The organism is Sulfitobacter sp. 1A13421, assembly GCF_043557285.1.
In the GTDB taxonomy this organism is placed as follows: Bacteria; Pseudomonadota; Alphaproteobacteria; order Rhodobacterales; family Rhodobacteraceae; genus Sulfitobacter; species Sulfitobacter faviae.
In genome coordinates this window covers 77,525-99,131 of the sequence record NZ_JBIFFQ010000010.1, presented here as the reverse complement: position 1 = coordinate 99,131, position 21,607 = coordinate 77,525, and the positions used below count along the sequence as shown (strand labels likewise).

Sequence of the window (21,607 nt, the reverse complement as noted above, 5' to 3'; positions counted from 1 at the left end):
TCAGAGCCGCCCCAGATGCCCCCAGAAATCCCCCCGCGCTACCTGTTCATCGCCGGGCTGCACCGCTCTGGCACCTCGCTGGTCAACCGCTTGGCCAATGCACTGCCCGGCGCGGGCGGCATTACCGGATCGGCGGCGCCCGAGAATGAGGGGGTCTACCTCCAAGGGGCCATTCCCCATACGGCGCAATCCGGGCGGCCCATGCATTTCGCGACCAACCCAGAGGAACATCTGACCGAGGCGCATCCGCTCAACAGTTTGGAGACGAAGACCCGGCTGGCGCAGGACTGGGCGCCGTGGTTTGCCCCGGACCTGCAATGGCGGGTTGAGAAGTCGCCGGTGAACCTGACCCGCATGCGGCTGATGCAGCAGCTCTTTCCCATGTCGCAATTCATCGTCGTCCTGCGCCACCCCGAGGCCGTCGCCGCCTCGGTCGCGTCATGGGTAGATGCCCCGGCGCAGGCGTTGATCGACCATTGGATCGCGGCGCAAGCCCAGATGCTGGATGACCTGCCCTATCTGCATGCGGTGATGGTTCTGCGTTACGAGGATATCGTCGCCGACGCCCCCCGCGCCCTGCGCCGGATCGCGCGTTTCGTTGATCTGCCCGAGGCGGCATTGCCCGAAGGTATCGCGGATGGAAACCAGACCTACGCCGGGGCCACGCAGATGACGAAGGCACAGGCGGCCGAGGCCGCGCGGTGGGGCTATGCCCCCGGGTTGCAGGTCTCGCCTTGGCCCGGCCTGATCCGGCACCCGCTGCGCGCGGTGCGCGAAGCGGTCGAGGCGGCCTGATCGCTTAACCCTCGCCGAGCACCCCGGTCAGCGCACGTTTGATGATGCCCCGCACGCCGGGGCGTTTTTCGCGGGCAAAGGGCAGCGGGCGGCAAACCTCGATCGCGGCCACGCCAACGCGCGCGGTCAGCGCCCCGTTCACCAGCCCCTCGCCGAAACGGCGGCTCAGCTTGGCAACGATGGACCCGCCCAAGAGCGGCTCGATCAGATCATCCCCCACGGCCACGGCCCCCGTCGCCACCAGATGCGACAGCACCGCGCGGGTCAGCCGCCACGAGCCAAAAAAGCCCGAGCGCCCGCCATAGATTTCCGCAATGCGTCGGATCATCCGCAGGTTGCTGCTGAGGGCCGCGGCGACATCGGCCAGCGCCAGAGGCACCAGCGCGGTCACGGCGGCGACCTGCCGGGCGGCGGCCTCGACCTCGCGGGTGGCGGCACGGTCCAGCGGGGCCAGAACCTCACTCTCGGCCAGCCCCAGAAGCGCTTCGGCATCGAATTGATCGCCCCGCAGCTCCGCCAGCCGGTCGCGGCCCCAGCGGGTATCCTCGCGATGCTTGTAGAGCGCCTCAAGCCGGCCCGTGACGCTGCGCGCGGCGGTCAAATCCCCCTGCGCCAACGCTTCGCCCGCGTCATGGCGCAGCCCGTCGAGCCGCGCGAGCCGTCCAAAGGCCGCCATTTCACGCAGCGACAGCAACAAGAGGACCAGCAGGAACGCCCCGATCAGCAGTGTCATCGCCCAACCCAGCAACGGGTAGCGCGCCATTAAGTCCGTCACGAAGGTCCAAGCCGCGATCGACACCAGCGCGGTGACCAATGCCCCCGCCAGCGCCCAGAACAGCCGCACCAAGCGCGACGGTTTGCGCGCCGCGAGCCGGGCGGCGATCTGCATCGCTTGGCCCTTGGGCGGCGGAGCCTCGACGTCCAACTCGGGCACCGCCGGCGCATCGGCGACCGAGGGCTGCGGCTTGGCGTCTTCTTCAAGGTCGAACAGGATCGGTCCGCGGGCCATCAGGCGGCCTCCCTTTGCCAGTGCAATGTCAAATCAGGCAGCCCTTCGTCATTGGCGCTGCCATCGCTGCGCGCGGTCTCGGCAAACCCGTGTTTGCGGTAGAAGGCGATGGCCCGCGCATTGGCCTGAAACGTCCAACAGGTCAGCGACTTATGGCGTGTCTTTAACGCGCCCAGAAGGGCCGAGCCGATGCCCTGCCCCCGGGCCGATTGCGCCACAAATAGTGCATCCAATGCGCCGCCCTCGCAGGCCGCGAAACCAGCCACGCGGCCCTCCCGCTCGGCCACCGTGACCCAGCCCCGGGCGATCATCGCATCCGCATGGGCGATATCCTCGGCACCGGTATGAATGCGCGGCAACCACGCTGTATCGCGGGCGAAATCGCTCATGATGCCGCCCACGGCCCCCGCATCGAGCGGCTGCGCCGGGCGCAGGGTGGCGGGGCGTGTCACAACCGCACTCACAGCCGGTCCCCAATCAGGAATTCCGCCGCGCGGTCAAGCCGGATATGCGGCGGCCCATCGCCGGGGCGCAGGTCCAGCACCGCCGGGGCAAAGCGCATGATCTGATAGTCCGCCCCCAGCCATTCCTGCGCGCCCTGCCGTGCGGGGGTCAGCAGATGGGCCGGGTCTTCGGGCAGTTCACCGGGATAGAATGCCGCCTGCCGCCCGCGCGTCTCATCCTCGTTCAAAAGCGTGCCGCGCACCACGTCGAGCGGCTCTCCCCCATGGGTCATCACGTCTTCGGTCGTGGCGCGCAGGCTGGCGATGGCCATGGCCCGCGTGCCCGCCCCCGCATATTGCGCCCGATCCCGCGCCTCGCGGATCAGCGCCTGCATGATACCGCTCAGTCGGGAATGCTGGCTGTGGTGCAGATGGTCGGCCTTGGTCGCGGCAAAAAGAATTTTCTCGACCCGTTTGCCCCGCAGGAGCGTGCTCAGAAAGTTGTTCGTCCCCGGCCGGAACGCGCCCAGAATATCGGCCATGGCGCCGCGCAGGTCTTCGACCGCCTGCGGCCCTTGGTGGATCGCGCCAAGCGCGTCAACCAGCACCACCTGCCGATCGATCCGCGAAAAGTGATCGCGGAAGAAGGGCTGCACCACCTGTTTCTTATAGGCCTCGAACCGCCGCGCCATTTCGCGGATCAGCGATTTGCGCGGCGCGCCTTCCGATCCCGGCAGTGGCGCGAAGGTCAGCACCGGTGAGCCTGCAAGGTCACCGGGCAGCAAAAAGCGCCCCGGCGTGCAGTCGGAATAGCCATTGGCGCGGGCGGTTTGCAGATAGTCGGCAAAGCTGTCGGCAAGCCTGCGGGCGGTGGTTTCCTCCAACTCGGCATGAGGATCGGTCTGCTCGGCCAGCGCGCGGTAGCCCGCCGCCTCTTCACGCGACGCGATGCGTTCAATGACTTGCGCCGACCATTCGGCATAGGAGATATCCATCAGCGCCAGATCCAGCAGCCATTCGCCGGGGTAATCCACGATATCCAGATGCAGGGTGCGCGGCCCTTGCAGACCTGCAAGCAACCCATTGGGCCGCACCTTGAGCGAGAGCCGCAGTTCCGAAATCGCTCGCGTGCTCTCGGGCCAGTGGGGCGTCTTTCCGGTCAGCGCGGCGAGGTGGGTCTCATACTCGAACCGGGGCACGGTATCGTCGGGCTGGGGCTGCAGAAACGCCGCCTCAATCCGCCCCTCAGAGGCCGCGAGCAGCCCCGGCATCCGTCCCCGGTCCAGCAGGTTGGCCACCAGCGAGGTGATGAAAACCGTCTTGCCCGAACGCGCAAGCCCCGTGACCCCAAGCCGGATCACCGGCTCGAAAAACGTCTCGCCCACCGTGTCGGTGACATTCTCAAACTGCCGCCAAATCCCGTCGGCAATGCCTGTGATACCCAAAGCTGCGCCCGTCCTTCTTTCTTTGGCCTCAACATAGGGCCGGCAGGCAGGGATTGCCAGAAGCGCCCGCCCGCGCTAAGGCCCCGGTCATGCCCAGATATGCCCTGAAAATCGAATACCACGGCGCGCCCTTCAACGGGTGGCAGCGTCAGGTTGACCAGCCCACAGTGCAAGGCGCGATCGAGGCCGCTTTGGCCAAGCTGGAACCCGGTGACCACACCATCGCCGCCGCCGGGCGCACCGATACCGGGGTGCATGGGCTGGCGCAGGTTGCGCATTGCGACATGGCCCGCGATTGGTCGCCCTTCCGGCTGGGCGAGGCGCTGAACTATCACCTCAAGCCGCAGCCCATCGCGATCACCGATTGCGTGCTGGCGCCCGAAGATTTTCACGCCCGCTTTTCGGCGCTTGAGCGGCGCTACCACTTCCGCATCCTCAGCCGCCGCGCGCCGGCGGTGCATCAAGCGGGGCTGGTCTGGCAGATCAAACACCGCCTAGATGTCGCGGCCATGCAGGCAGCGGCGGATCTTTTGGTGGGCAAACATGATTTCACCACCTTCCGCTCGACCGTTTGTCAGGCGGAAAGCCCGGTGAAAACGCTGGACCGGTTACAGGTTTCGCAGGTCGAGACCAGGGCTGGGACGGAGTATCATTTCGACGTGCGCGCGCGGTCCTTCCTGCACAATCAGGTGCGCAGTTTCGTCGGTTCGCTGGAGCGGGTCGGCGCGGGGTCTTGGAGCGTGGCGGATATGGGCGCAGCACTTGCGGCGAAGGACCGTGCCGCCTGCGGGCCGGTCTGCCCGCCGCAGGGGTTATATCTAGCGCATGTGAGCTATCCGGTGGACCCGTTCGCTAAGGTGTGACGCGGACCATCGCCTGCCCGCGGGGTGGCGATGCTTCAGTCGGCTCATGCCACTTTATCGTGCAGCCTAGGGGCGCGTTACCCAGAGGACACCGCCCTTGGCGAAATCGCCTCCCCGACCGGGCGGGCAGGCGATGGTCCGGCGCCTTTGGCTTGTTTCCGGACCTATAAGCCCTCTTACGGCAGAGGCGTCCACGTCCCGTGGAATTTCCCCTCTTCGCTGATCCGCTCAAACCCATGCGCACCAAAGAAATCGCGCTGCGCTTGGATCATATTCGCCGTGCCCCGCGCCCGGCGCATGCTGTCATACCACGCCAGCGCCGCCGACAGCGCGGGCAGCGCCACGCCCAACAATGCGCCCGCCGCCACGACCCGGCGCAGCGCCGGAATGCTCTCTTCCAAACGTTTGCGCATCGCGGGGGCGAGGATCAGATGCCCGCCGGGCAATTCGCCCCGGAAGGCATCGGCAAACTCGTCCAAAAGCGCCGAGCGGATGATGCAGCCCGCGCGCCAAATCTCGGAGATCCGCGCCATGTCGAGGGACCAGCCAAACTCCTCTGACGCCGCCGACAGGATGCGAAAGCCCTGCGCGTGGCCGATGATCCGCCCCGCCAAAAGCGCCATCTCCAGATCCGCCACCTCGGGCAGCGGCGCGTCCTGCACGCCTTCGGGCAACAGTGGCTCGGCCATCTCGCGCACGAACTTCTCGCTCGACCATCCGCGCGCGCCGACGGCGGCTTCGATGGTATTGGCCGATTGCCCCATCTTGAGCGCTTCGATCAAGGTCCAGCGCCCGGTGCCCTTTTGCCCGGCCTGATCGCGGATCACATCGACCATCGGCGTGCCGGTCTGGGTATCGACCGACAAAAGCGCCGCGGCCGAGACTTCGATCAGATAGGAGTTCAGCGGCCCCTTGCGCCAATCGGCAAAGAGATTGCCAATTTCCACCGCGCCCTGCCCGCCCGCATCGCGCAGCAGGCCGTAGACTTCGGCGATCATCTGCATGTCGGCATATTCGATGCCGTTATGCACCGTTTTGACGAAATGCCCCGCCCCGTCGGGGCCGAGATGCGCCACGCAAGGCGTGCCCTCGAATTGCGCGGCAATCTTCTCGGCCATCGGTTTGAACTGGGTCCAAGAATGCGCGCTGCCGCCGACCATCATCGACGGGCCATTGCGCGCCCCGGCCTCCCCACCTGACACGCCCATGCCGACGAAATGCAGCCCCGTGCCTTCGAGTTCGGCACTACGGCGGCGGGTGTCGTGGAAATCGGCGTTGCCGCCGTCGATCAAAGTGTCGCCCTCATCCAGCAGCGGTTTGATCGCCTCGATCATCGCATCGACCGGCGCGCCGGAAGGGATCATGAAAAGAATGCTGCGCGGGCGGGCGATGGCGGCGACGAACTCCTCAAGCCGCTCGCTCCCGATCAGGCGCTCGGCCAGCGGTCCGGCCTCGTTAAGAAACGGTGCGATCCAATCGGCCTCTCGGTTACTGACCGCCACGGTAAATCCGTTGTCGGCCAAGTTCAGCGCCAGTGCCGAGCCCATGGTCCCCAGACCGTATACCCCGATATCGGCGCCTGCGCCCTGTGCTGCGCCCCCGTCCGCCTGCGTGCCAGTTGCCATAACGATCATGCCTCATTTCTAGCCTGTCATACTGCCAAGCCCGCCAATCCGGCAGGCCGCAGTTTGATTTGCGTTCGGGAAGACTATATAATGTGCGGATAACAAGAAAAACACCCGACCGAGGCATAGTTCTGTAATGACACAAGTATTTAGACGCGCATGGGAGGATATGGTCCTTCCTATTTTCAAACGTCCCCGCCGTGTGCAGGTTGCCGCCCTGTGCTACCGCGACACCGAGGCGGGTAAAAAGGTCCTGCTGATCACCAGCCGCGACACGGGCCGCTGGATTTTGCCCAAGGGCTGGCCGATCGACGGGTTGGACGGCGCCGGAGCCGCCTTGCAAGAAGCATGGGAAGAGGCCGGGGTGACCAATGCGGATATCGAATCCGATCCGATGGGCATTTTCGACTATGACAAGGGTCTCGGCGAAGGTTTGACCGTGCCCGTGACCACACAGGTCTACCTCACCCGCGTCCGCGATCTGAGCGAGGAATACCCCGAAGCGGGCATGCGCAAACGCGCGTGGTTCACCCCGCAAGAGGCATCGGAACTCGTGGATGAGCCTGATCTTAAAGCAATCTTATCTGCCTTCCATTAAGCCCCTTCGGCGCCGGGCCGCTGTCCGGTGCCATTTCCCCCCTGCCCCATTGCCGCCCCTGCCCGTTTCGGGATGTTACAATTTTGTGACAGGGTGACTTGCGCCCTCGGTAGCCTTATGTCACCCCCCGCTGAACGTTAGGATCGGAGATCATACAGGAATGGCAACGGAACCGCAGGGCAGCCAGTGGAAGACACTGGACAAGGACCTCAACCGCATTTCGCAAGTCGAACTGGCCGCGACCTATGTCGCCCGCCCCCTCGTGGCGCCGGGCATCGCGCTGGCCTTTATCGTGGTGGCAGGTGCCGTTGCGGCGGTAATCTTCGGGCAGCAGCCCTCCAGCTTTGTCGTGATCGCCGCGGCGGTCTTTGGCGCCTATATGGCGGTGAACATCGGCGCGAATGACGTGGCCAACAACATGGGCCCCGCCGTGGGGGCTAATGCGCTGACCATGGGCGGCGCCATCGTCATCGCGGCCCTGTGCGAATCCGCCGGGGCGCTTCTGGCGGGGGGCGATGTCGTCTCGACCATTTCCAAGGGCATCATCGACCCGGCGAGTGTTGCGGACACGCGCATCTTCATCTGGGCGATGATGGCGGCGCTGGTCTCCTCCGCGCTCTGGGTCAACCTTGCCACATGGGTCGGCGCGCCGGTCTCGACCACCCATTCGGTCGTCGGCGGGGTCATGGGCGCGGGCATCGCAGCAGCGGGCCTTGGCGCGGTGAACTGGAGCTCGATGAGCATGATCGCCGCAAGCTGGGTGATCTCGCCCGTATTGGGCGGCGCCGTAGCGGCGATGTTCTTGGCCTTCATCAAAGCGCGCATCCTCTACCAAGATGACAAGATCGCTGCTTCGCGCACTTGGGTGCCGGTGCTGGTGGGGCTGATGGCCGGTGTCTTTGCCGCCTATCTGGCGCTGAAGGGGCTGAAAAAGATCATCAGCATCGATATGCCGGTCGCCCTGATCATCGGGCTTGTGACGGGGCTTGTGGTCTATGCCATTTCCGCCCCGCTGATCCGCCGCGCCTCGGAAGGGATGGAGAACCGCAACCGCTCAGTCAAAACGCTCTTTGGCCTGCCGCTGGTCCTCTCCGCCGCGCTGCTCAGCTTTGCCCATGGGGCCAATGATGTGGCCAATGCGGTTGGCCCGCTGGCGGCGATCGTCCATGCGACCGAGTTCGGCGGTTTCGAGGATAAGGTGAGCATTCCCACATGGGTGATGATCATCGGGGCCTTCGGCATCTCCTTCGGTCTGTTCCTATTCGGGCCGAAACTGATCCGCATGGTCGGCAGCCAGATCACCAAGCTGAACCCGATGCGCGCCTATTGCGTGGCGCTTTCGGCGGCGATCACGGTGATCGTGGCGTCGTGGCTGGGCCTGCCCGTGTCTTCGACCCATATCGCCGTGGGCGGGGTCTTTGGCGTGGGCTTTTACCGCGAATGGCATATGGAGCGTCGGCTGCGCCGGATCGGGGCCAAGACCGGTGAGGTCAAGCGTATCGCCAAGGAAGAACGCCGCCGCCGCAAGCTGGTGCGCCGCTCGCATTTCATGACCATCGTCGCGGCTTGGGTGATCACCGTGCCCGCAGCGGCGCTGCTCTCTGGCATCGTCTTTTGGGTGCTCAACGCCTTCGTGAACTAAGATCAGGCGCGGGCGCGCCTCACCCCTCTTGCCGGTCCTGCCCTGCCGCCATTTCGGCCCGCAGGGCGGTGACCGGCAAATGCGGCAGCCCTTCATCCGCAAGCTCTGCCCAGCCCATCACCCGCAGCACCATATCCGTCACCGGCGTCGCCCGGCCAAGCGCCCTTGCGCGGCGCTGCACCTCGCCTTGGAGCGCATCGATCTCGGTCGGGCGGCGCGCGGCGAGGTCTTGCGCCATGGAGGTCCGCGCCTGCGGGTCGATCTGCAACATGGCCGCAGCGACGCGGGTAAAAATCGGCGTCGGCAGGCGCAGGAGTGTCGGCACCAGCCGCGCCGGGATCGGCGTGGTCATGGCGGGGCGGATCTTGTCGGCGCGCAGAACCGCCAGCGCCTCGGCCCATTGATCGGCCATCAGACGCCGCCACGCCCGATCCTGCAACTGCGCTTGCAACGGCAGACCGCTTAAAGCGTTCAGGGCATTGTTGAGGTTCATCAGGAACTTGCCCCATTGCAGGGCGGTGATATCGGCGCGTTCCTCTACCTTCAGGTCCGGCAGCGACAGCCGCGCGGCCAGATCAGCCGGGCCCGCCTCGATCACCAAATCGCCCGAGCTTGCCCGGTGGTAGCAGCCCTGCCCCATGGCCACGACGTTGAACGGCACCAGCCCCGCGCGCAGATCATGCTGCGGCAGATGCTGGGCCAAGGCCGCGCGGTTGCCCATGCCGTTTTGCAGGCTGATGACCTGCACGCCCGGCCCGCTATGGCGGGCGATCAGCCGGGCCATGTCTTCGGTGTCGCGCGATTTGACCGTGACCAGCACGATATCGGCATCGCGCAGACAGGTCTCATCCCCGGCAAGGTTCAGATCATCCGGCGAGAGGTAGCGCGCCATGCCGCCGAAATCCGTCAGGGTCAGCCCATGGGTGCGGATTTCGGCCTGAATGCGGGGCCGCGCCAGTAGGGTCACGGCATGGCCTGCCCCGGCCAGCAGCCCGCCGACAAAGCAGCCCACCGCCCCCGCGCCCGCAACAACGATGCGGGGGCCGTCGCTCATGCGCCGAGACACCAGCGCATGACGGCTTTCTGCGCGTGCAGACGGTTCTCGGCCTCGTCAAAGATCACCGAATGCGGCCCATCCATGACCGAGCTTGTCGCCTCGTCATCGCGGTGCGCAGGCAGGCAATGCATGAAGAGCGCGTCGGGCTTGGCCAGCGCCATCAGCGCGTCGTTCACCTGATAGCCGCGCAGCTGGTTGTGCCGCCGCTCCCGCGCCGACTGCGGATCATGCATGCTAACCCAAGTGTCGGTGACCACCAGATCGGCACCCTCCACGGCCTTCTGGGGGTCGCGCTCAGTGGTATAAAGCCCGTCGAGCGCGCGCTCGGGGTCGAGCGGCTCCGGCCCGGTGAAGACAAGATCGAAGTCGAACTGCTTGGCCGCATGGGCGAAACTGGCGAAGACGTTGTTGCCGTCGCCCGACCAGACCACCTTGCGCCCTTTGATCGGGCCGCGGTGTTCTTCAAAGGTCTGGATGTCGGCCATGATCTGGCAAGGATGCGTGCGGTTGGTCAGCCCGTTGATCACCGGAACGGTGGCATATTCCGCCATCTCCAGCAGGGTCTGCTCTTCGAAGGTGCGGATCATGATCATGTCGACATAGCGCGACAGCACGCGGGCGGTGTCGGCGATGGTCTCACCATGGCCAAGCTGCATGTCAGCACCCGAAAGCACCATCGTCTGCCCGCCCATCTGACGCACGCCCACGTCGAAGGAGACACGCGTCCGGGTCGAGGGCTTCTCAAAAATCAGCGCGACCATGTGATCCTTCAACGGCTGTTCATCATCCGGCGCGCCGCGCGGGCGGCCGTTGCGCGCGGCTTTCATGGCGGCGGCATTGTCGATGATCTGCCGCAGATCGGCGGGGTCGGTTTGGTGGATATCGAGGAAATGGTTCATCTGTCGTCTCTGTCTTGCGGGGTCCAAGGCCACGGCCTTGAAAGCCCGAGGAATGTTTTGGGGTGAATGGCGCTCAGGCCGGGGTCAGGTCACGCGCGATGGCATCAAGGCGGGTCACCGCCTCGGCAATCTCATCGTCGGAAATGGTCAGCGGCGGAAGCAGGCGGATCACATTATCGGCGGCGGGCACGGTGATCAGCTCATGGGCATAGCCCGAGGCGACCACATCGGCATTCGCCGCTTTGCATTTCAGCCCCAGCATCAGCCCCGCGCCGCGCACCTCTTCAAAGACCTCCGGATGCTCAGCCACCAGCCCTTCGAGACGCTGACGCAGCAGCCCCGCCTTGCGGCTCACCTCGGCCAGAAAGGCCGCGTCGGCCACCACATCCAGCACGGCGCAGCCCACGGCACAGCCCAGCGGGTTGCCGCCATAGGTCGAGCCATGGGTGCCTGCGGTCATGCCCGAGGCCGCCTTTTCCGTGGCCAGTACGGCGCCCAGCGGAAAGCCCCCGCCGATGCCCTTGGCGACCATCATGATATCAGGGGTGATCCCGGCCCATTCATGGGCAAAGAGCCGCCCGGTCCGGCCCACGCCGCATTGCACCTCATCGCAAATCAGCAAAAGCCCGTGAGCGTCGCAAAGCGCGCGCATCTGCTGCAATTCGGCATCCGGCACGGCGCGGATACCGCCTTCGCCCTGTACCGGCTCGACCATGATGGCGGCGGTCTTGTCGGTGATGGCGGCCTCAAGTGCGGCGCTGTCGCCAAGGTCGAGATGCACGAAACCCGGCAGTTGCGGGCCGAAGCCTTTGGTCATCTTCTCAGACCCCGCCGCCGCGATCCCGGCGGAAGAGCGGCCGTGAAAGGCTCCGTTGAAGGTGATGATCTCGACCCGCTCGGGCTGGCCCGCCTCATAGAAATACTTGCGCGCCATCTTCACCGCCAATTCGCAGGCCTCGGTCCCCGAATTGCAAAAGAAGGCCGTGTCGGCAAAGGTCTCGGCCACCAGCCGATCGGCCAGCGCCTCTTGCTGCGGAATGTGGTAGAGGTTCGACGTATGCCACAGCGCCTGCGCCTGATCGGTCAGCGCCTTCACCAGCGCCGGATGCGCATGGCCAAGCGCGTTCACCGCGATCCCCGCGCCCAGATCAAGAAAACGTCGTCCATCCGCCTCGATCAGCCAAGTGCCTTCGCCTTTGACGAAGGTCAAAGGAGCGCGATTATAGGTTGGCAGAACGGAAGGGATCATCTGTTTGTCCTTGAAAGAGGGCCGTGTCACGCCGGTAAAAGGGCATGGGGCTGGCGCAGGGTCAATGGGATTTGCTTGTTTTTGAAAGGATGCAGCACGCAGGCTGCGAGATCAGGCCATCACGCCGCCCCAAGGGGGGGGGGCACCATGTTATCGGACGAAGCGTCGTCGGATGGAATATGCGGCAGATTTGATCATGGCTCTTGCATAGCCGCCCTTCATCCCCCACGTAAAGCCCCAATCGCAGCGCCCCGCGCCCGGAGGGCATCGGCGCTTGCACCTGCGGCCCCAGAAGATAAAATGGGGGCCGATACACTGACAAAGCGGTCCGGGCTAGGGGGCCGCTTTTTAACTGGGGAACCCCGTATGTCCTGGACTGATGAGCGCGTAGAGACACTGAAAAAGATGTGGGGCGAAGGCCAGTCCGCCAGCCAGATCGCGAAAGAACTGGGTGGGGTGACGCGCAACGCCGTGATCGGCAAGGTGCACCGTCTGGGCCTGTCGAACCGCACCGCGGGCGCGCCTGCCGCCGCGGCGGCGACTGCCAAGCCGGAGCCCAAGGCCAAGCCCGCAGCCCCCAAGGCCGAGGCCAAGGCGAAGCCCGCCGCCAAAGCCGCGCCCGAGCCGGAGGCCGAAGCCGCCCCCGCGCCCGAAGCCGAAGAGCCCGCCGCAGCCCCGGCGCCCAAGCCCAACCTGCCCGCACGCAAGCAGATCATCCCCGCAGGCCAACCCCTGCCGCCGCAGCCGTCGGCGAATGAGATCAGCCCAGAGGCGCTTGCCAAGGTCAGCGAAGTCGAGAAGAAGGCCAAGAAGATCGGCCTGATGGAACTGACAGAACGCACCTGCAAATGGCCCGTGGGCGACCCGGCGACCGATGATTTCTGGTTCTGCGGCCTGCCCGTGCAGCAGGGCAAACCCTATTGCGAGGCCCATGTCGGCGTCGCCTTCCAACCGATGAGCGCCCGGCGCGACCGCCGCCGCTGAGACGGTCAGGATAAAATGAAAAAAGGCGGGCGGGCTTGAGTGCCCTGCCCGCCTCTTTCTTTGCCTGAGGCCTAGATCAGCGCAGTTTCGGCGGTTTCGCCGGATCGCTGCCCGGGGCCATCCGGGGCGTGTTCTGCAAAGGCTCCATCTGCGGCAGGTCAAAACGCAGGCCGACGCGGGCCAGCTTCTCGACCACCGCGTCATTGGGGCCGAAGAAGCCGACATCCATCGCCCCCGCCTCGATCCCCGAAAAGGTCAGCGCCTCAGACGCGGCGCGCACCAGCGCGTCTTGCGCGCGGGGGATCGCACCGACGAAGGCCAGCAGATGCCCGCGCCCGCCGCCGCTGTATTCGACACCGACAAGGAAGGCCCCTGCCGCCATGCCCGTGGCCGTGGCGAGCTTTGCGTCAATCGCGGCGATCAGCGTCTCGGGCAAGCCCTGCGGCGGGAACACGCGGTCGATGCCCGCCTCCACCTCGCCCGGCGCATGGGCCAGGGTGTTGCGCAGCCAGTCCATCGCCTCGGCAGGCAGCAGGATCTCGGACGGGGCCACGCCGATATTCACCGCCATGCCCAAGGGCTGCCCCTCCAACATCGCGGCAATCGCACGGCCCGAGAGCGCCACGTAAGGAGATGCCTCCCCCACATGGGCCGAGAGCCGCGCCGCGCGGTCGAAGACCATAACATAGCTATCGTCAAGCAGCACCGGGCTGATCTGATCGCCCTGCGGCTCATTCTCAAGCAGCATGAAAAGCTCGACATCCGCGATACGCTCGTAAAATCGCAGCCGCGCCGCGTCGTCGTCGGGGGCGGAGGTCATCGCGGCATGGGCTTGGTCGAGCGGGGTCGGCTCGGTCTTGGGGTCAGTTTGGCGGTCGGTCATTCATCACCTCGGACACGGCGGCGCGCAGACGGGGCAAGACCTCTTCCGCGAACCAGGGATTCTTGTTCAACCATCCGGTATTGCGCCACGACGGATGAGGCAAGGCAAAGACCCCCGGTGGATGATCCCGCCAGCCGGCCACGGCCTCGGTCACGTTGCGAAATCCGGGCAGGTGATATTTCATCGCATAGGCCCCGATCAGCACCGTGAGCCGCAGATCGGGCAGCATCTCCAGCACCGGTTTGCGCCAAGTCTGCGCACAGATACGCGGCGGCGGCAGGTCACTGCCCTTGGCGTCATAGCCCGGAAAGCAAAATCCCATCGGCACGATGGCGACCCTGTCGCGGTCATAGAATGTCGCCTCATCCAGCCCCAGCCAGTCGCGCAGGCGGGTGCCGGACATATCCCAGAACGGCTTGCCCGCCTCATGCACCCGCTTGCCGGGCGCTTGGCTGGCGATCAGCAGCCGCGCGCCGGGTTTAAACCAGACGATGGGCCGCGGGCGATGCTGGGTGGCGGTCACGGCGAAACGCTCGGCACAAAGGCGGCAGGCCGCCAGATCATCTCGGATATCCTTCATGAGCAGGAGATAAGCGGAAGGGGCAAAAGATAAAGGGCGGCGGGCCATCACTTCGACAATTATCGAAATAAACCTTGCATCGCGCTGACGTTTCGATATTTCTAGAATCATGAAACAAGAATCCGCAACCCCCGCCCTCACCCTCGCCGCCAGCAGCTTTGCGGCGCTTGGATCGGAACAACGCCTTCTGGTGCTGCGCACGCTGGTGCGCGCCGGATCAGAGGGGCTAAACATCGGCACGCTGGGCGAACGCACCGGCGTGACCGGCTCGACCCTGACACATCATCTGAAACTCTTGGCCTCTGCCGGTCTGGTGAAACAGGAAAAACAAGGCCGCAGCACCATCTGCGCCGCCGTTGCCTATGAAGAAGTGCAAGCACTGGCGAATTTCCTGCTGACCGAATGCTGCGCGGACGCAATCGACGGCTGCACGGAGCACAACCATGGCTGATACCACACAAACCCTCCCCGCGCTGCACCGCTTGGCCTTTTTGAAAGGCGCTTGGGGCATCACGCTGGCGCTCTTGGCGCTGATCGCGCTGCTGGATTCGCCACAGGTCATGCCGACGGTCATCTTCGCGTCTGAGGCGCTTTTGCACACCGCCCCCTTCATCGCCTTCGCGGTGCTGGCCGTGGCCTATCTCAAAGCCAGCGGGGCGGAGAGCCTGCTTGCCCGCGCGTTCGAGGGCAACCCGGCGCGGATGGTGGTGATGGCAGCGGCGCTTGGCGGCTTGTCCCCCTTTTGCAGTTGCGAGGTAATCCCCTTTATCGCCGCGCTGCTGGCCGTCGGCGCTCCGCTCGGCGCGGTGATGGCCTTTTGGCTGGCCTCCCCGCTGATGGACCCGGCGATGTTCGCGATCACCTCAGGCACGCTCGGCTTCGACTTCGCCTTGGCGAAAACCATCGCGGCGCTTGGCGTCGGCATGTTTGGGGGCTTCACCGTCATGGCCCTGTCCCGCACGCCGATTTTCAACGACCCCCTGCGCCCCCAGCCCGCGAAAAGCAGCTGCTGTTCTTCGGCCAAACCCTTCTCCGGCGCGCCGGTTTGGAAGTTCTGGCAAGAGGCCGAGCGCCGCGCGAGTTTTGCCGACACGGCACTGACCAATGCGCTGTTCCTCGTCAAATGGCTGACCCTCGCCTATGTGGTCGAAGCCCTCATGCTGACCTATGTGCCCGCGGAATGGATCGCCAATGTCTTGGGCGGCACCGGGATCATGCCGATCATTCTGGGCGCATTCGTGGGCGCACCGGCCTACCTGAATGGCTATGCCGCCGTGCCCCTGATCGACGCGCTGCTGGCGCAAGGGATGACCCAAGGCGCGGCCATGTCCTTTGTCGTGGCGGGTGGGGTAAGCTGCATTCCGGCGGCCATCGCGGTCTGGGCACTGGTGAAACCGCATGTCTTCGCCGCCTATATCGGTTTTGCCTTCGTCGGAGCGATCTTTGCGGGTGTGATCTGGCAGTTGGTGGCGTGACCGCGTCAAACTGACGACCCGAATGCGGGGGCGGTAGAAATGCCGCCCCCTTTTTCGTTTCGACTGTTACTGAGGCGAGGGCAGATGTCGCCCCCGCCGAGAGGCCGGGCAGCGAGGCGCTCGCGACTTACGCCGCCGCGCGCTCTCCGTCTGGCTTTTCGGAAGGTTCATCCCCAATCGGCCCCTCGCCATTCACCATGTCTTTGACGGCCATCCCATGGGGCAACTCCTTCCCCGTACCATTGCCCAAGGGCATATCGATATAGAAGGTCGTGCCGGGGCCGTCGTTCTTGAAATAGTCGATCTGCCCGCCCAAGGCTTCGATAATCCGTTTCGAGATGTTCATTCCCAGCCCGGTGCCGCCGACGGCCCGCTGGTCCGAGGAATCGATCTGCGAGAATTCGTCAAAAACCTTCTCGCGCTCGGATTCGGCAAGGCCGATCCCCTCGTCGATCACGCTGATCCGCACCTTGTCGCCACGGTTGACCGAGGTAACCTTGACCGTCGACCCTGCGGGCGAGAATTTGGCCGCGTTCGACAGCAGGTTGGACATCACCTGTTGCAGGCGCTTTTCATCCGTGGCGATCCCCGCAGGCTCCGACGGTTTGGCATAGCGCAGCGTCACGCCAAGGTTGCCTGCAAAGGATTGGTTCAACTCAATCGCGTCTTCGATGATGGTCTGCACCTCAAGCGGTTCGATATCAAAGCTGATCTTGCCCGCCTCGAACTTTTGCAGGTCGAGAATCTCGTTAATGATCGACGTCAGCCGCGCCGAGTTGCGCTGCGCGATCTTTAACACTTTCTCCATCTGCGGGGTCATTTCGCCCAAAACCCCGGCGCAGGCCATATCGAGCGACCCTTTGATCGAGGTCATCGGCGTGCGCAGCTCATGGCTGATGGTCGAGACGAATTCGGTCTTCACCTTGAACGCGATCTTGGTTTTCTCATGCTCGACCTTCAGCTCTTCAAGCTGGCGCAGATTTGTGCGGTACATCTTGAGGAAGATGCGAGAGCAATCGACGATGAAATAGAGCACGAAGACCACGGTGAACAACTGGGTCCAAAGCTCGGATTCGATGCTCGCCCCCGTGCGCACGATGTCCCAGATCGGGATGAAGAGGAATGTCGCGCCATAGATCGCAAGCCGCAGCATCAGCACCGGCAGGATATGGTGGTTGTTCATCGAGGCGAAAAGCGCGGCCGCGAAAAGGAAGAAGAGCGGCAGGAAATGCGTCGTCGCCCCCTGCTGTAACGCGATCCCAAGGGCGAAATAGCTGATCACCCCGGCGCTCAGCACCGTGCCGATATAGATGCGGTTCATGAACAAACGCGCCAAACGTGGGCTGCGCCCCCGCCAGCGGGTGATGCGCAGGAAAAGCAGATAGTCGAAAGTCTCGGAAATCGCGATCAGGATCACGGTCGAGATCGACAGCCACAGATCGTAGTAAAACGCAGACAGGAAAATGGCCGCCGCAAAGATCATCTGCCGCTGCCAGAACAGGTTAACGCCGACTTGGGAGTAATCCCGCATCTGCTGTACCTTTGTCGCGTCTGCCAGATGCGGCGTTTGAATCGGGCCGTATGTTACTTTTTCCTGCGACATCGCTCTCGTTTTCTTCGGTCGGCTGCTCGAATGCCGGCATTCTGCCGATAAACGCCTTTAACATGTTGCATTTCGGCATCGAAGCACATGCTAGACGCGATCATCTTCCCTTCTACACCCGGAAATGGGACATAAGCATGGCCATTTCATGCAACTAGAGGTTAGCCTCTTGATAAGAGGTATTTTTACAGCGAATTTTCGAGGTCCAACATGAGTCTGCAAGGACGGAGCTTCAGTGGAAAATCTTGGCAGGATGTTCTTCCCGAACTGACGCCACAGGACGCTAAGGCGCTGGAAGTAAAGAACAACCGCTTTCCACGAAAACTGCTTAACAGCAAATCGACAGAGACTGACCCCTATAGCCCCGAAGCCCTTGCCCGCGCCAACCCATATATGCGTGCCACAACTTTGTCATTTTTGAACATGCATCAGCACGGGGAATTATTCGTCAACTTCCTCCGGGCGCGGCGCCGAATCTTTATCGACGACAAGCAATGGGATCTCCCTCAGGTTGATGGGATGGAGTTTGACCAATACGACACGCCCCGCGCGCGTTGGATCGTTTTGCATGAATATGGGGAGGTCATGGGCGGGGTCCGCCTGATGCCCACCACCTCGACCTGCGCGCAATACAGCTACATGCTGCGCGATGCGCAACTGGGGATGCTGCCGGACATTCCGCAGGACGTGCTGTTCTTCAAAGCGCCTGTGCGCGACGACATCTGGGAAGCCACCCGCCTGTTCCTGACCAGCGCAGTCCCTGCCCAACGCCGCATCGCCGTGCAACGTATGCTGATGAACCAGATGGCCGGTGCCGCCTATGCCATGGGCGCCAGCCATGTTCTGGGCATCGTGCCCGCCACCTTCAGCCGCTGGATGACCCGGCTTGGCCTGATGAGCGCCGTGCCCGTGGGCCCGGTGCAAAACATCGACGGTGACCGCACGCAGGCGGCCTTGATGAACGTCAGCTACATCGGCGAGATGGCCCCGACCGAGAGCACCCACACGTTGCACTGACCCCCGCGCGGGCGCGGGCCGATATGCCCTCCTCTTATGCCCCCTCTCCCGCAGGATACCCGTCCTGCGGGCAGCAAGTTTTACCGTCACCAAACAGCCCCACGCGGCACCCTGCCCCAGCGAACGCCCGCGTTTCGACATATTGTGGTCAAATTCCGTGAATAAACGGTTAAGATACCTCTGATACCAGAGGCGCCGCGACGCCCCGCTTAGCACCAACCGGAGCAGCGAATGCTGGAATTTGAAAATGTGTCCAAGTCCTTTTGGACGGGATCGCAGCACAAGGTCATTCTTGACCGGGTGTCTTTTCGCGTGGAGCTTGGCAACTCCTTGGGCATTCTGGCCCCCAACGGCACCGGCAAAACGACCCTGATCAACATGATGGCCGGGCTGGAAAAACCCGACGAAGGAGAGATTAGGCGCGGCTGTAACATCTCGTTTCCATTGGGTTTTATGGGCGGGGTGGTCAATAAAGTCTCAGCCATGGAGAACGCCCGCTATATCGCGCGGCTCTATGGGCTTGACCCTGATTACGTCGAAAGCTTTTGCCGCTGGCTCTGCGGTTTGGGGGAATATTTTGACCAGCCGCTCGGCACCTATTCTGCCGGGATGCGGGCGCGTTTCTCATTCGCGCTGATGTTGGCGCTAGATTTTGATATCTATCTGATTGACGAAGGCATGCCCGGCACGACAGACGTGGAATTTAACCGCAAGGCGGGTGATATTCTGAAAGAACGGCTGCGGACCACGACGATCATCATCGTCTCGCATCAGGCCCATACGCTTGAGAAATTTGCCCGCTCCGCCGCTGTCCTTTTGGACGGCAAGCTACATATGTTCGACACCTTGGAAGAAGCGAAACAGCTCTATGACTACGAAACCCAAGGCTAGAAAATTCCGCATCCGCAAAGCGCCGCCCCCCTCGGGCAGCAGCGCCGCGCCGAGCAGCGCCGAGAAGGCGCAGGCGGGCCAGACCGACGCCGAAAAGGCCGCGCGCAAGGCCAAGCTGCGCGCCGTCGCCGATGCGACCGAGGTGGAACCCTCGCACAGCAAGGAAGCCTTGGAACATGCCGCCCGCAGCGGCAAAGCGCCCCATTCCGAGAGCGCCCGCTCGGGCGAGGTGTCCTCCGCCAATGAAGTCTCGGCCGAGCAGGACATCGACGCGATCCGCCGCGAAGGGCTGACAGGCCGCCAATTGCGCATGGCGCGGCGGGTGGCGCAGAAACACGGGCTGGCGCCAACCTCGGATTTCGACGCGGTGCGCCTTTTGCGGGCCAAGGGGATCGACCCGTTTCAGCGGTCCAACATGCTGGAACTCGTGGTGCCGCAGGCGGGTGATCCGGCGGACAGCGGCCTGCCCGCCACCCGCGGCCAGCCCGGCGACCCGAAGGTGCAACTGCCCCAGACCACGCCCCGCGGCCCGCGCGGCCTGCCCTCGACCGATGTCAGCCCCGCCGAGCGCCGCCAGCGCGAGATCTCGGACATTCAGCGCGACATCACCCGCCGCCGCCGCCGCAAAGCGGCCATGCTGCTGGTCCGGCTGGCCTTTTTCGTCATGCTGCCCACCATCGCCGCGGGTTACTATTTCTACAAAATCGCCACACCGATGTATGCCACCGAAAGCCAGTTTCTGATCATTCAGAACGAAGGTGGCGGCGGCTCCAGCCCCTTTGGCGGGCTGCTGCCCACGCAATTCGCCAATAGCGCCGACAGCATTGCCACGCAGGCCTATCTGCAATCGAAAGACGCGATGCTGCGCCTCGACGAAGACGCAGGGTTCCGCGCCCATTTCGCCGACCCTGAGATCGACGCGATCCAACGGCTTTCGGAAAACCCCAGCAACGAAGAAGCCTACAAAACCTACAAGAAGAACGTCAAAATCGGTTACGACCCGACCGAAGGCGTGATCCGGATGGAGGTGATCGCCGCCGATCCCGAGGTCTCGGAAGAATTCTCGAAACGTCTGCTCACCTATGCCGAAGAGCGGGTGAATGACCTGAGCAAGCAAAAGCGCGAAGACGGGATGCGCGACGCGCTGGAGGGTTATGAAACCGCGCTGGAGAACCGCCGCGCGGCGCAGGAGGCGCTGATCAAATTGCAGGTCGACAACAACGTCGACCCCGAGGCGATGATCGCGTCGATCCGCACGCAGATCACCAATTACGAGACCCTGTTGATCGAAAAGGAACTCGAACTCGCCGCCCTGCTCGACAACCAGCGCCCGAACCAAGCCAAGGTCGATGGCGCGCGCGGGGATGTGCGACGGCTGCGCGAGCAGCTCACCAAACTGCGCGAGCGGATGACCGCCGCCAATGAAGGCGAAAACTCGCTGGCGCAACAGGCGGTCGCCGCCCAGCTTGCCCAGGCCGATCTCGCCTCTGCCGACATGGTGCTGCAAAGCGCGCAAACCGCAATGGAACAGGCCCGAACCGAGGCCGGGCGGCAGGTCCGCTACCTCACCGTGGCGGTCAACCCCGTGGCCCCGGACGAGGCGACCTACCCCCGCAAGTTCGAAAACACGATATTGGCTTTCCTTATCTTTGCAGGCATCTACCTGATGTTGTCCCTGACAGCGTCCATTCTAAGAGAACAGGTAACTTCATGACCCAGCTGCGCATTGGCAATCTAACCGTCGGCAATGATCGTCCCCTCACCGTGATCGCTGGCCCCTGCCAGTTGGAGAGCGAAGACCACGCGCAGATGGTCGCGGGGGTGTTGAAAGAGGCCTGTGACGCCGCATGCGCGCAGTTCATCTTCAAGGGCAGCTATGACAAGGCCAACCGCACCTCCCTCTCGGGTAAACGCGGTTTGGGCATCGAAAAGGGGCTGCAAGTCCTGCAATCTGTGGCGCGTGCCAATGACGTGCCGGTGCTGACGGATGTGCATAATGAGGCGCAATGCGCACAGGCCGGTGACGTGGTCGACGTGCTGCAAATCCCCGCCTTCCTCTGCCGCCAAACCGACCTGCTGCTCGCCGCCGGGGAGACGGGAAAGGCGGTGAACGTGAAGAAGGGTCAGTTCCTCGCCCCCTGGGAGATGCAGAACATCGTCGATAAGATCGAAAGCACCGGGAACCGCAACATCCTGCTGACCGAACGCGGCACGACCTTCGGCTACAACACGCTGGTTGCCGACATGCGCAGCCTGCCGCAGATGGCCCAGACCGGCTACCCGGTGGTGATGGACGCGACACACTCCGTCGCCCAGCCCGGCGGCAAGGGCGGGTCTTCGGGCGGACAGCGTGAGTTTGCCCCGGTCATGGCCCGCGGTGCTGCCGCCATCGGCGTTGCGGCGATCTTCATGGAAACCCACGAAGACCCCGACCGCGCGCCTAGCGACGGGCCCAATATGATCTACCTCGACCAGATGCCGGGGCTGATCAACCTTTTGATGCAATTCGACGCGCTGGCCAAAAGCCACCCGCTGACTTTCTAAATTTA

21 protein-coding genes are annotated in these 21,607 nt (G+C 63.9%); 11 read left to right on the top strand and 10 right to left on the bottom strand.

Going from position 1 to position 21,607, the window contains the following annotated elements:
* Positions 1-15 precede the first annotated feature (15 nt).
* Positions 16-795, top strand: coding sequence for a sulfotransferase family protein (locus tag ACGYLI_RS15585; RefSeq protein WP_394419812.1), 780 nt, complete (start codon positions 16-18; stop codon positions 793-795).
* Between the two features lie 4 nt (positions 796-799).
* Here ACGYLI_RS15585 and ACGYLI_RS15580 read toward each other — a convergent pair whose 3' ends face one another.
* Genes ACGYLI_RS15580 through ACGYLI_RS15570 form a run of 3 tightly spaced genes read right to left on the bottom strand, consistent with a single transcriptional unit; the run spans position 800 to position 3,692 of the window.
* A complete protein-coding gene (locus tag ACGYLI_RS15580; RefSeq protein WP_394419811.1) occupies positions 800-1,804 on the bottom strand; it encodes a YcjF family protein in 1,005 nt (334 codons plus the stop codon).
* Positions 1,804-2,268, bottom strand: coding sequence for a GNAT family N-acetyltransferase (locus ACGYLI_RS15575; RefSeq protein ID WP_394419810.1), 465 nt, complete (start codon positions 2,266-2,268; stop codon positions 1,804-1,806). The genes ACGYLI_RS15580 and ACGYLI_RS15575 overlap by 1 nt, the downstream gene beginning before the upstream one ends.
* On the bottom strand, positions 2,265-3,692 hold the full coding sequence (locus tag ACGYLI_RS15570; RefSeq protein ID WP_394419809.1) for a YcjX family protein: 1,428 nt from the start codon (positions 3,690-3,692) through the stop codon (positions 2,265-2,267). The genes ACGYLI_RS15575 and ACGYLI_RS15570 overlap by 4 nt, the downstream gene beginning before the upstream one ends.
* Before the next feature lie 89 nt (positions 3,693-3,781).
* Between ACGYLI_RS15570 and truA the strand changes: the two genes are divergently transcribed.
* Positions 3,782-4,555 carry a tRNA pseudouridine(38-40) synthase TruA gene (truA, locus tag ACGYLI_RS15565; protein WP_394419808.1) on the top strand — a complete coding sequence of 258 codons (774 nt, stop codon included), beginning with the start codon at positions 3,782-3,784 and terminating at the stop codon, positions 4,553-4,555.
* Between the two features lie 176 nt (positions 4,556-4,731).
* Here the strand turns inward: truA and gndA are convergent, their stop codons facing one another.
* Entirely contained in the window at positions 4,732-6,180 is a 1,449-nt protein-coding gene (gene gndA, locus ACGYLI_RS15560; protein ID WP_394419830.1) for an NADP-dependent phosphogluconate dehydrogenase, read from the bottom strand.
* Between the two features lie 169 nt (positions 6,181-6,349).
* On the opposite strand from gndA, the gene ACGYLI_RS15555 reads away from it, so the two are divergent.
* Positions 6,350-6,778, top strand: a complete 429-nt coding sequence (locus ACGYLI_RS15555) for an NUDIX hydrolase (protein ID WP_271689452.1) — start codon at positions 6,350-6,352, stop codon at positions 6,776-6,778.
* A 160-nt stretch (positions 6,779-6,938) separates the two neighbouring features.
* Positions 6,939-8,420, top strand: coding sequence for an inorganic phosphate transporter (locus tag ACGYLI_RS15550; RefSeq protein WP_067261454.1), 1,482 nt, complete (start codon positions 6,939-6,941; stop codon positions 8,418-8,420).
* A 19-nt stretch (positions 8,421-8,439) separates the two neighbouring features.
* Here ACGYLI_RS15550 and ACGYLI_RS15545 read toward each other — a convergent pair whose 3' ends face one another.
* From ACGYLI_RS15545 to ACGYLI_RS15535, 3 genes are all read right to left on the bottom strand, one after another.
* Complete coding sequence (locus ACGYLI_RS15545; protein WP_394419807.1) at positions 8,440-9,474, bottom strand: 2-dehydropantoate 2-reductase; 1,035 nt, start codon at positions 9,472-9,474, stop codon at positions 8,440-8,442.
* Positions 9,471-10,376: an ornithine carbamoyltransferase gene (argF, locus tag ACGYLI_RS15540; RefSeq protein ID WP_394419806.1), complete on the bottom strand. Its 906-nt coding sequence runs from the start codon at positions 10,374-10,376 to the stop codon at positions 9,471-9,473. The genes ACGYLI_RS15545 and argF overlap by 4 nt, the downstream gene beginning before the upstream one ends.
* A 73-nt stretch (positions 10,377-10,449) precedes the next feature.
* The gene (locus ACGYLI_RS15535) at positions 10,450-11,625 is read right to left on the bottom strand and encodes an aspartate aminotransferase family protein (protein WP_394419805.1); all 1,176 of its coding nucleotides are present in this window, start codon (positions 11,623-11,625) and stop codon (positions 10,450-10,452) included.
* 366 nt (positions 11,626-11,991) lie between these two features.
* On the opposite strand from ACGYLI_RS15535, the gene ACGYLI_RS15530 reads away from it, so the two are divergent.
* Entirely contained in the window at positions 11,992-12,609 is a 618-nt protein-coding gene (locus ACGYLI_RS15530) for a GcrA family cell cycle regulator (RefSeq protein WP_394401407.1), read from the top strand.
* Positions 12,610-12,685: 76 nt separating this feature from the next.
* Here the strand turns inward: ACGYLI_RS15530 and ACGYLI_RS15525 are convergent, their stop codons facing one another.
* Together ACGYLI_RS15525 and ACGYLI_RS15520 are read right to left on the bottom strand one after the other, a co-directional pair.
* Positions 12,686-13,492, bottom strand: coding sequence for an SseB family protein (locus ACGYLI_RS15525; protein ID WP_394419804.1), 807 nt, complete (start codon positions 13,490-13,492; stop codon positions 12,686-12,688).
* Positions 13,473-14,072: a uracil-DNA glycosylase family protein gene (locus tag ACGYLI_RS15520; protein ID WP_136720430.1), complete on the bottom strand. Its 600-nt coding sequence runs from the start codon at positions 14,070-14,072 to the stop codon at positions 13,473-13,475. Before ACGYLI_RS15520 ends, ACGYLI_RS15525 begins: the two co-directional genes overlap by 20 nt.
* A 109-nt stretch (positions 14,073-14,181) precedes the next feature.
* Here ACGYLI_RS15520 and ACGYLI_RS15515 point away from each other — a divergent pair, with 109 nt between their 5' ends.
* Positions 14,182-14,523, top strand: a complete 342-nt coding sequence (locus ACGYLI_RS15515; protein ID WP_394414264.1) for an ArsR/SmtB family transcription factor — start codon at positions 14,182-14,184, stop codon at positions 14,521-14,523.
* Complete coding sequence (locus ACGYLI_RS15510) at positions 14,516-15,547, top strand: permease (RefSeq protein WP_394419803.1); 1,032 nt, start codon at positions 14,516-14,518, stop codon at positions 15,545-15,547. Before ACGYLI_RS15515 ends, ACGYLI_RS15510 begins: the two co-directional genes overlap by 8 nt.
* Positions 15,548-15,674: 127 nt before the next feature.
* Here ACGYLI_RS15510 and ACGYLI_RS15505 read toward each other — a convergent pair whose 3' ends face one another.
* Entirely contained in the window at positions 15,675-17,078 is a 1,404-nt protein-coding gene (locus ACGYLI_RS15505; RefSeq protein WP_394419802.1) for a sensor histidine kinase, read from the bottom strand.
* A 465-nt stretch (positions 17,079-17,543) separates the two neighbouring features.
* On the opposite strand from ACGYLI_RS15505, the gene ACGYLI_RS15500 reads away from it, so the two are divergent.
* The 4 genes from ACGYLI_RS15500 to kdsA all read left to right on the top strand — a co-directional run bounded on the left by ACGYLI_RS15500 (position 17,544) and on the right by kdsA (position 21,602).
* Positions 17,544-18,167: an acyl-homoserine-lactone synthase gene (locus ACGYLI_RS15500; protein WP_067261478.1), complete on the top strand. Its 624-nt coding sequence runs from the start codon at positions 17,544-17,546 to the stop codon at positions 18,165-18,167.
* Between the two features lie 231 nt (positions 18,168-18,398).
* Positions 18,399-19,058: an ABC transporter ATP-binding protein gene (locus ACGYLI_RS15495; protein ID WP_067261436.1), complete on the top strand. Its 660-nt coding sequence runs from the start codon at positions 18,399-18,401 to the stop codon at positions 19,056-19,058.
* Entirely contained in the window at positions 19,036-20,772 is a 1,737-nt protein-coding gene (locus ACGYLI_RS15490) for a capsule biosynthesis protein (RefSeq protein WP_394419801.1), read from the top strand. Before ACGYLI_RS15495 ends, ACGYLI_RS15490 begins: the two co-directional genes overlap by 23 nt.
* On the top strand, positions 20,769-21,602 hold the full coding sequence (gene kdsA, locus ACGYLI_RS15485; protein ID WP_394419800.1) for a 3-deoxy-8-phosphooctulonate synthase: 834 nt from the start codon (positions 20,769-20,771) through the stop codon (positions 21,600-21,602). The genes ACGYLI_RS15490 and kdsA overlap by 4 nt, the downstream gene beginning before the upstream one ends.
* Positions 21,603-21,607 lie beyond the last annotated feature (5 nt).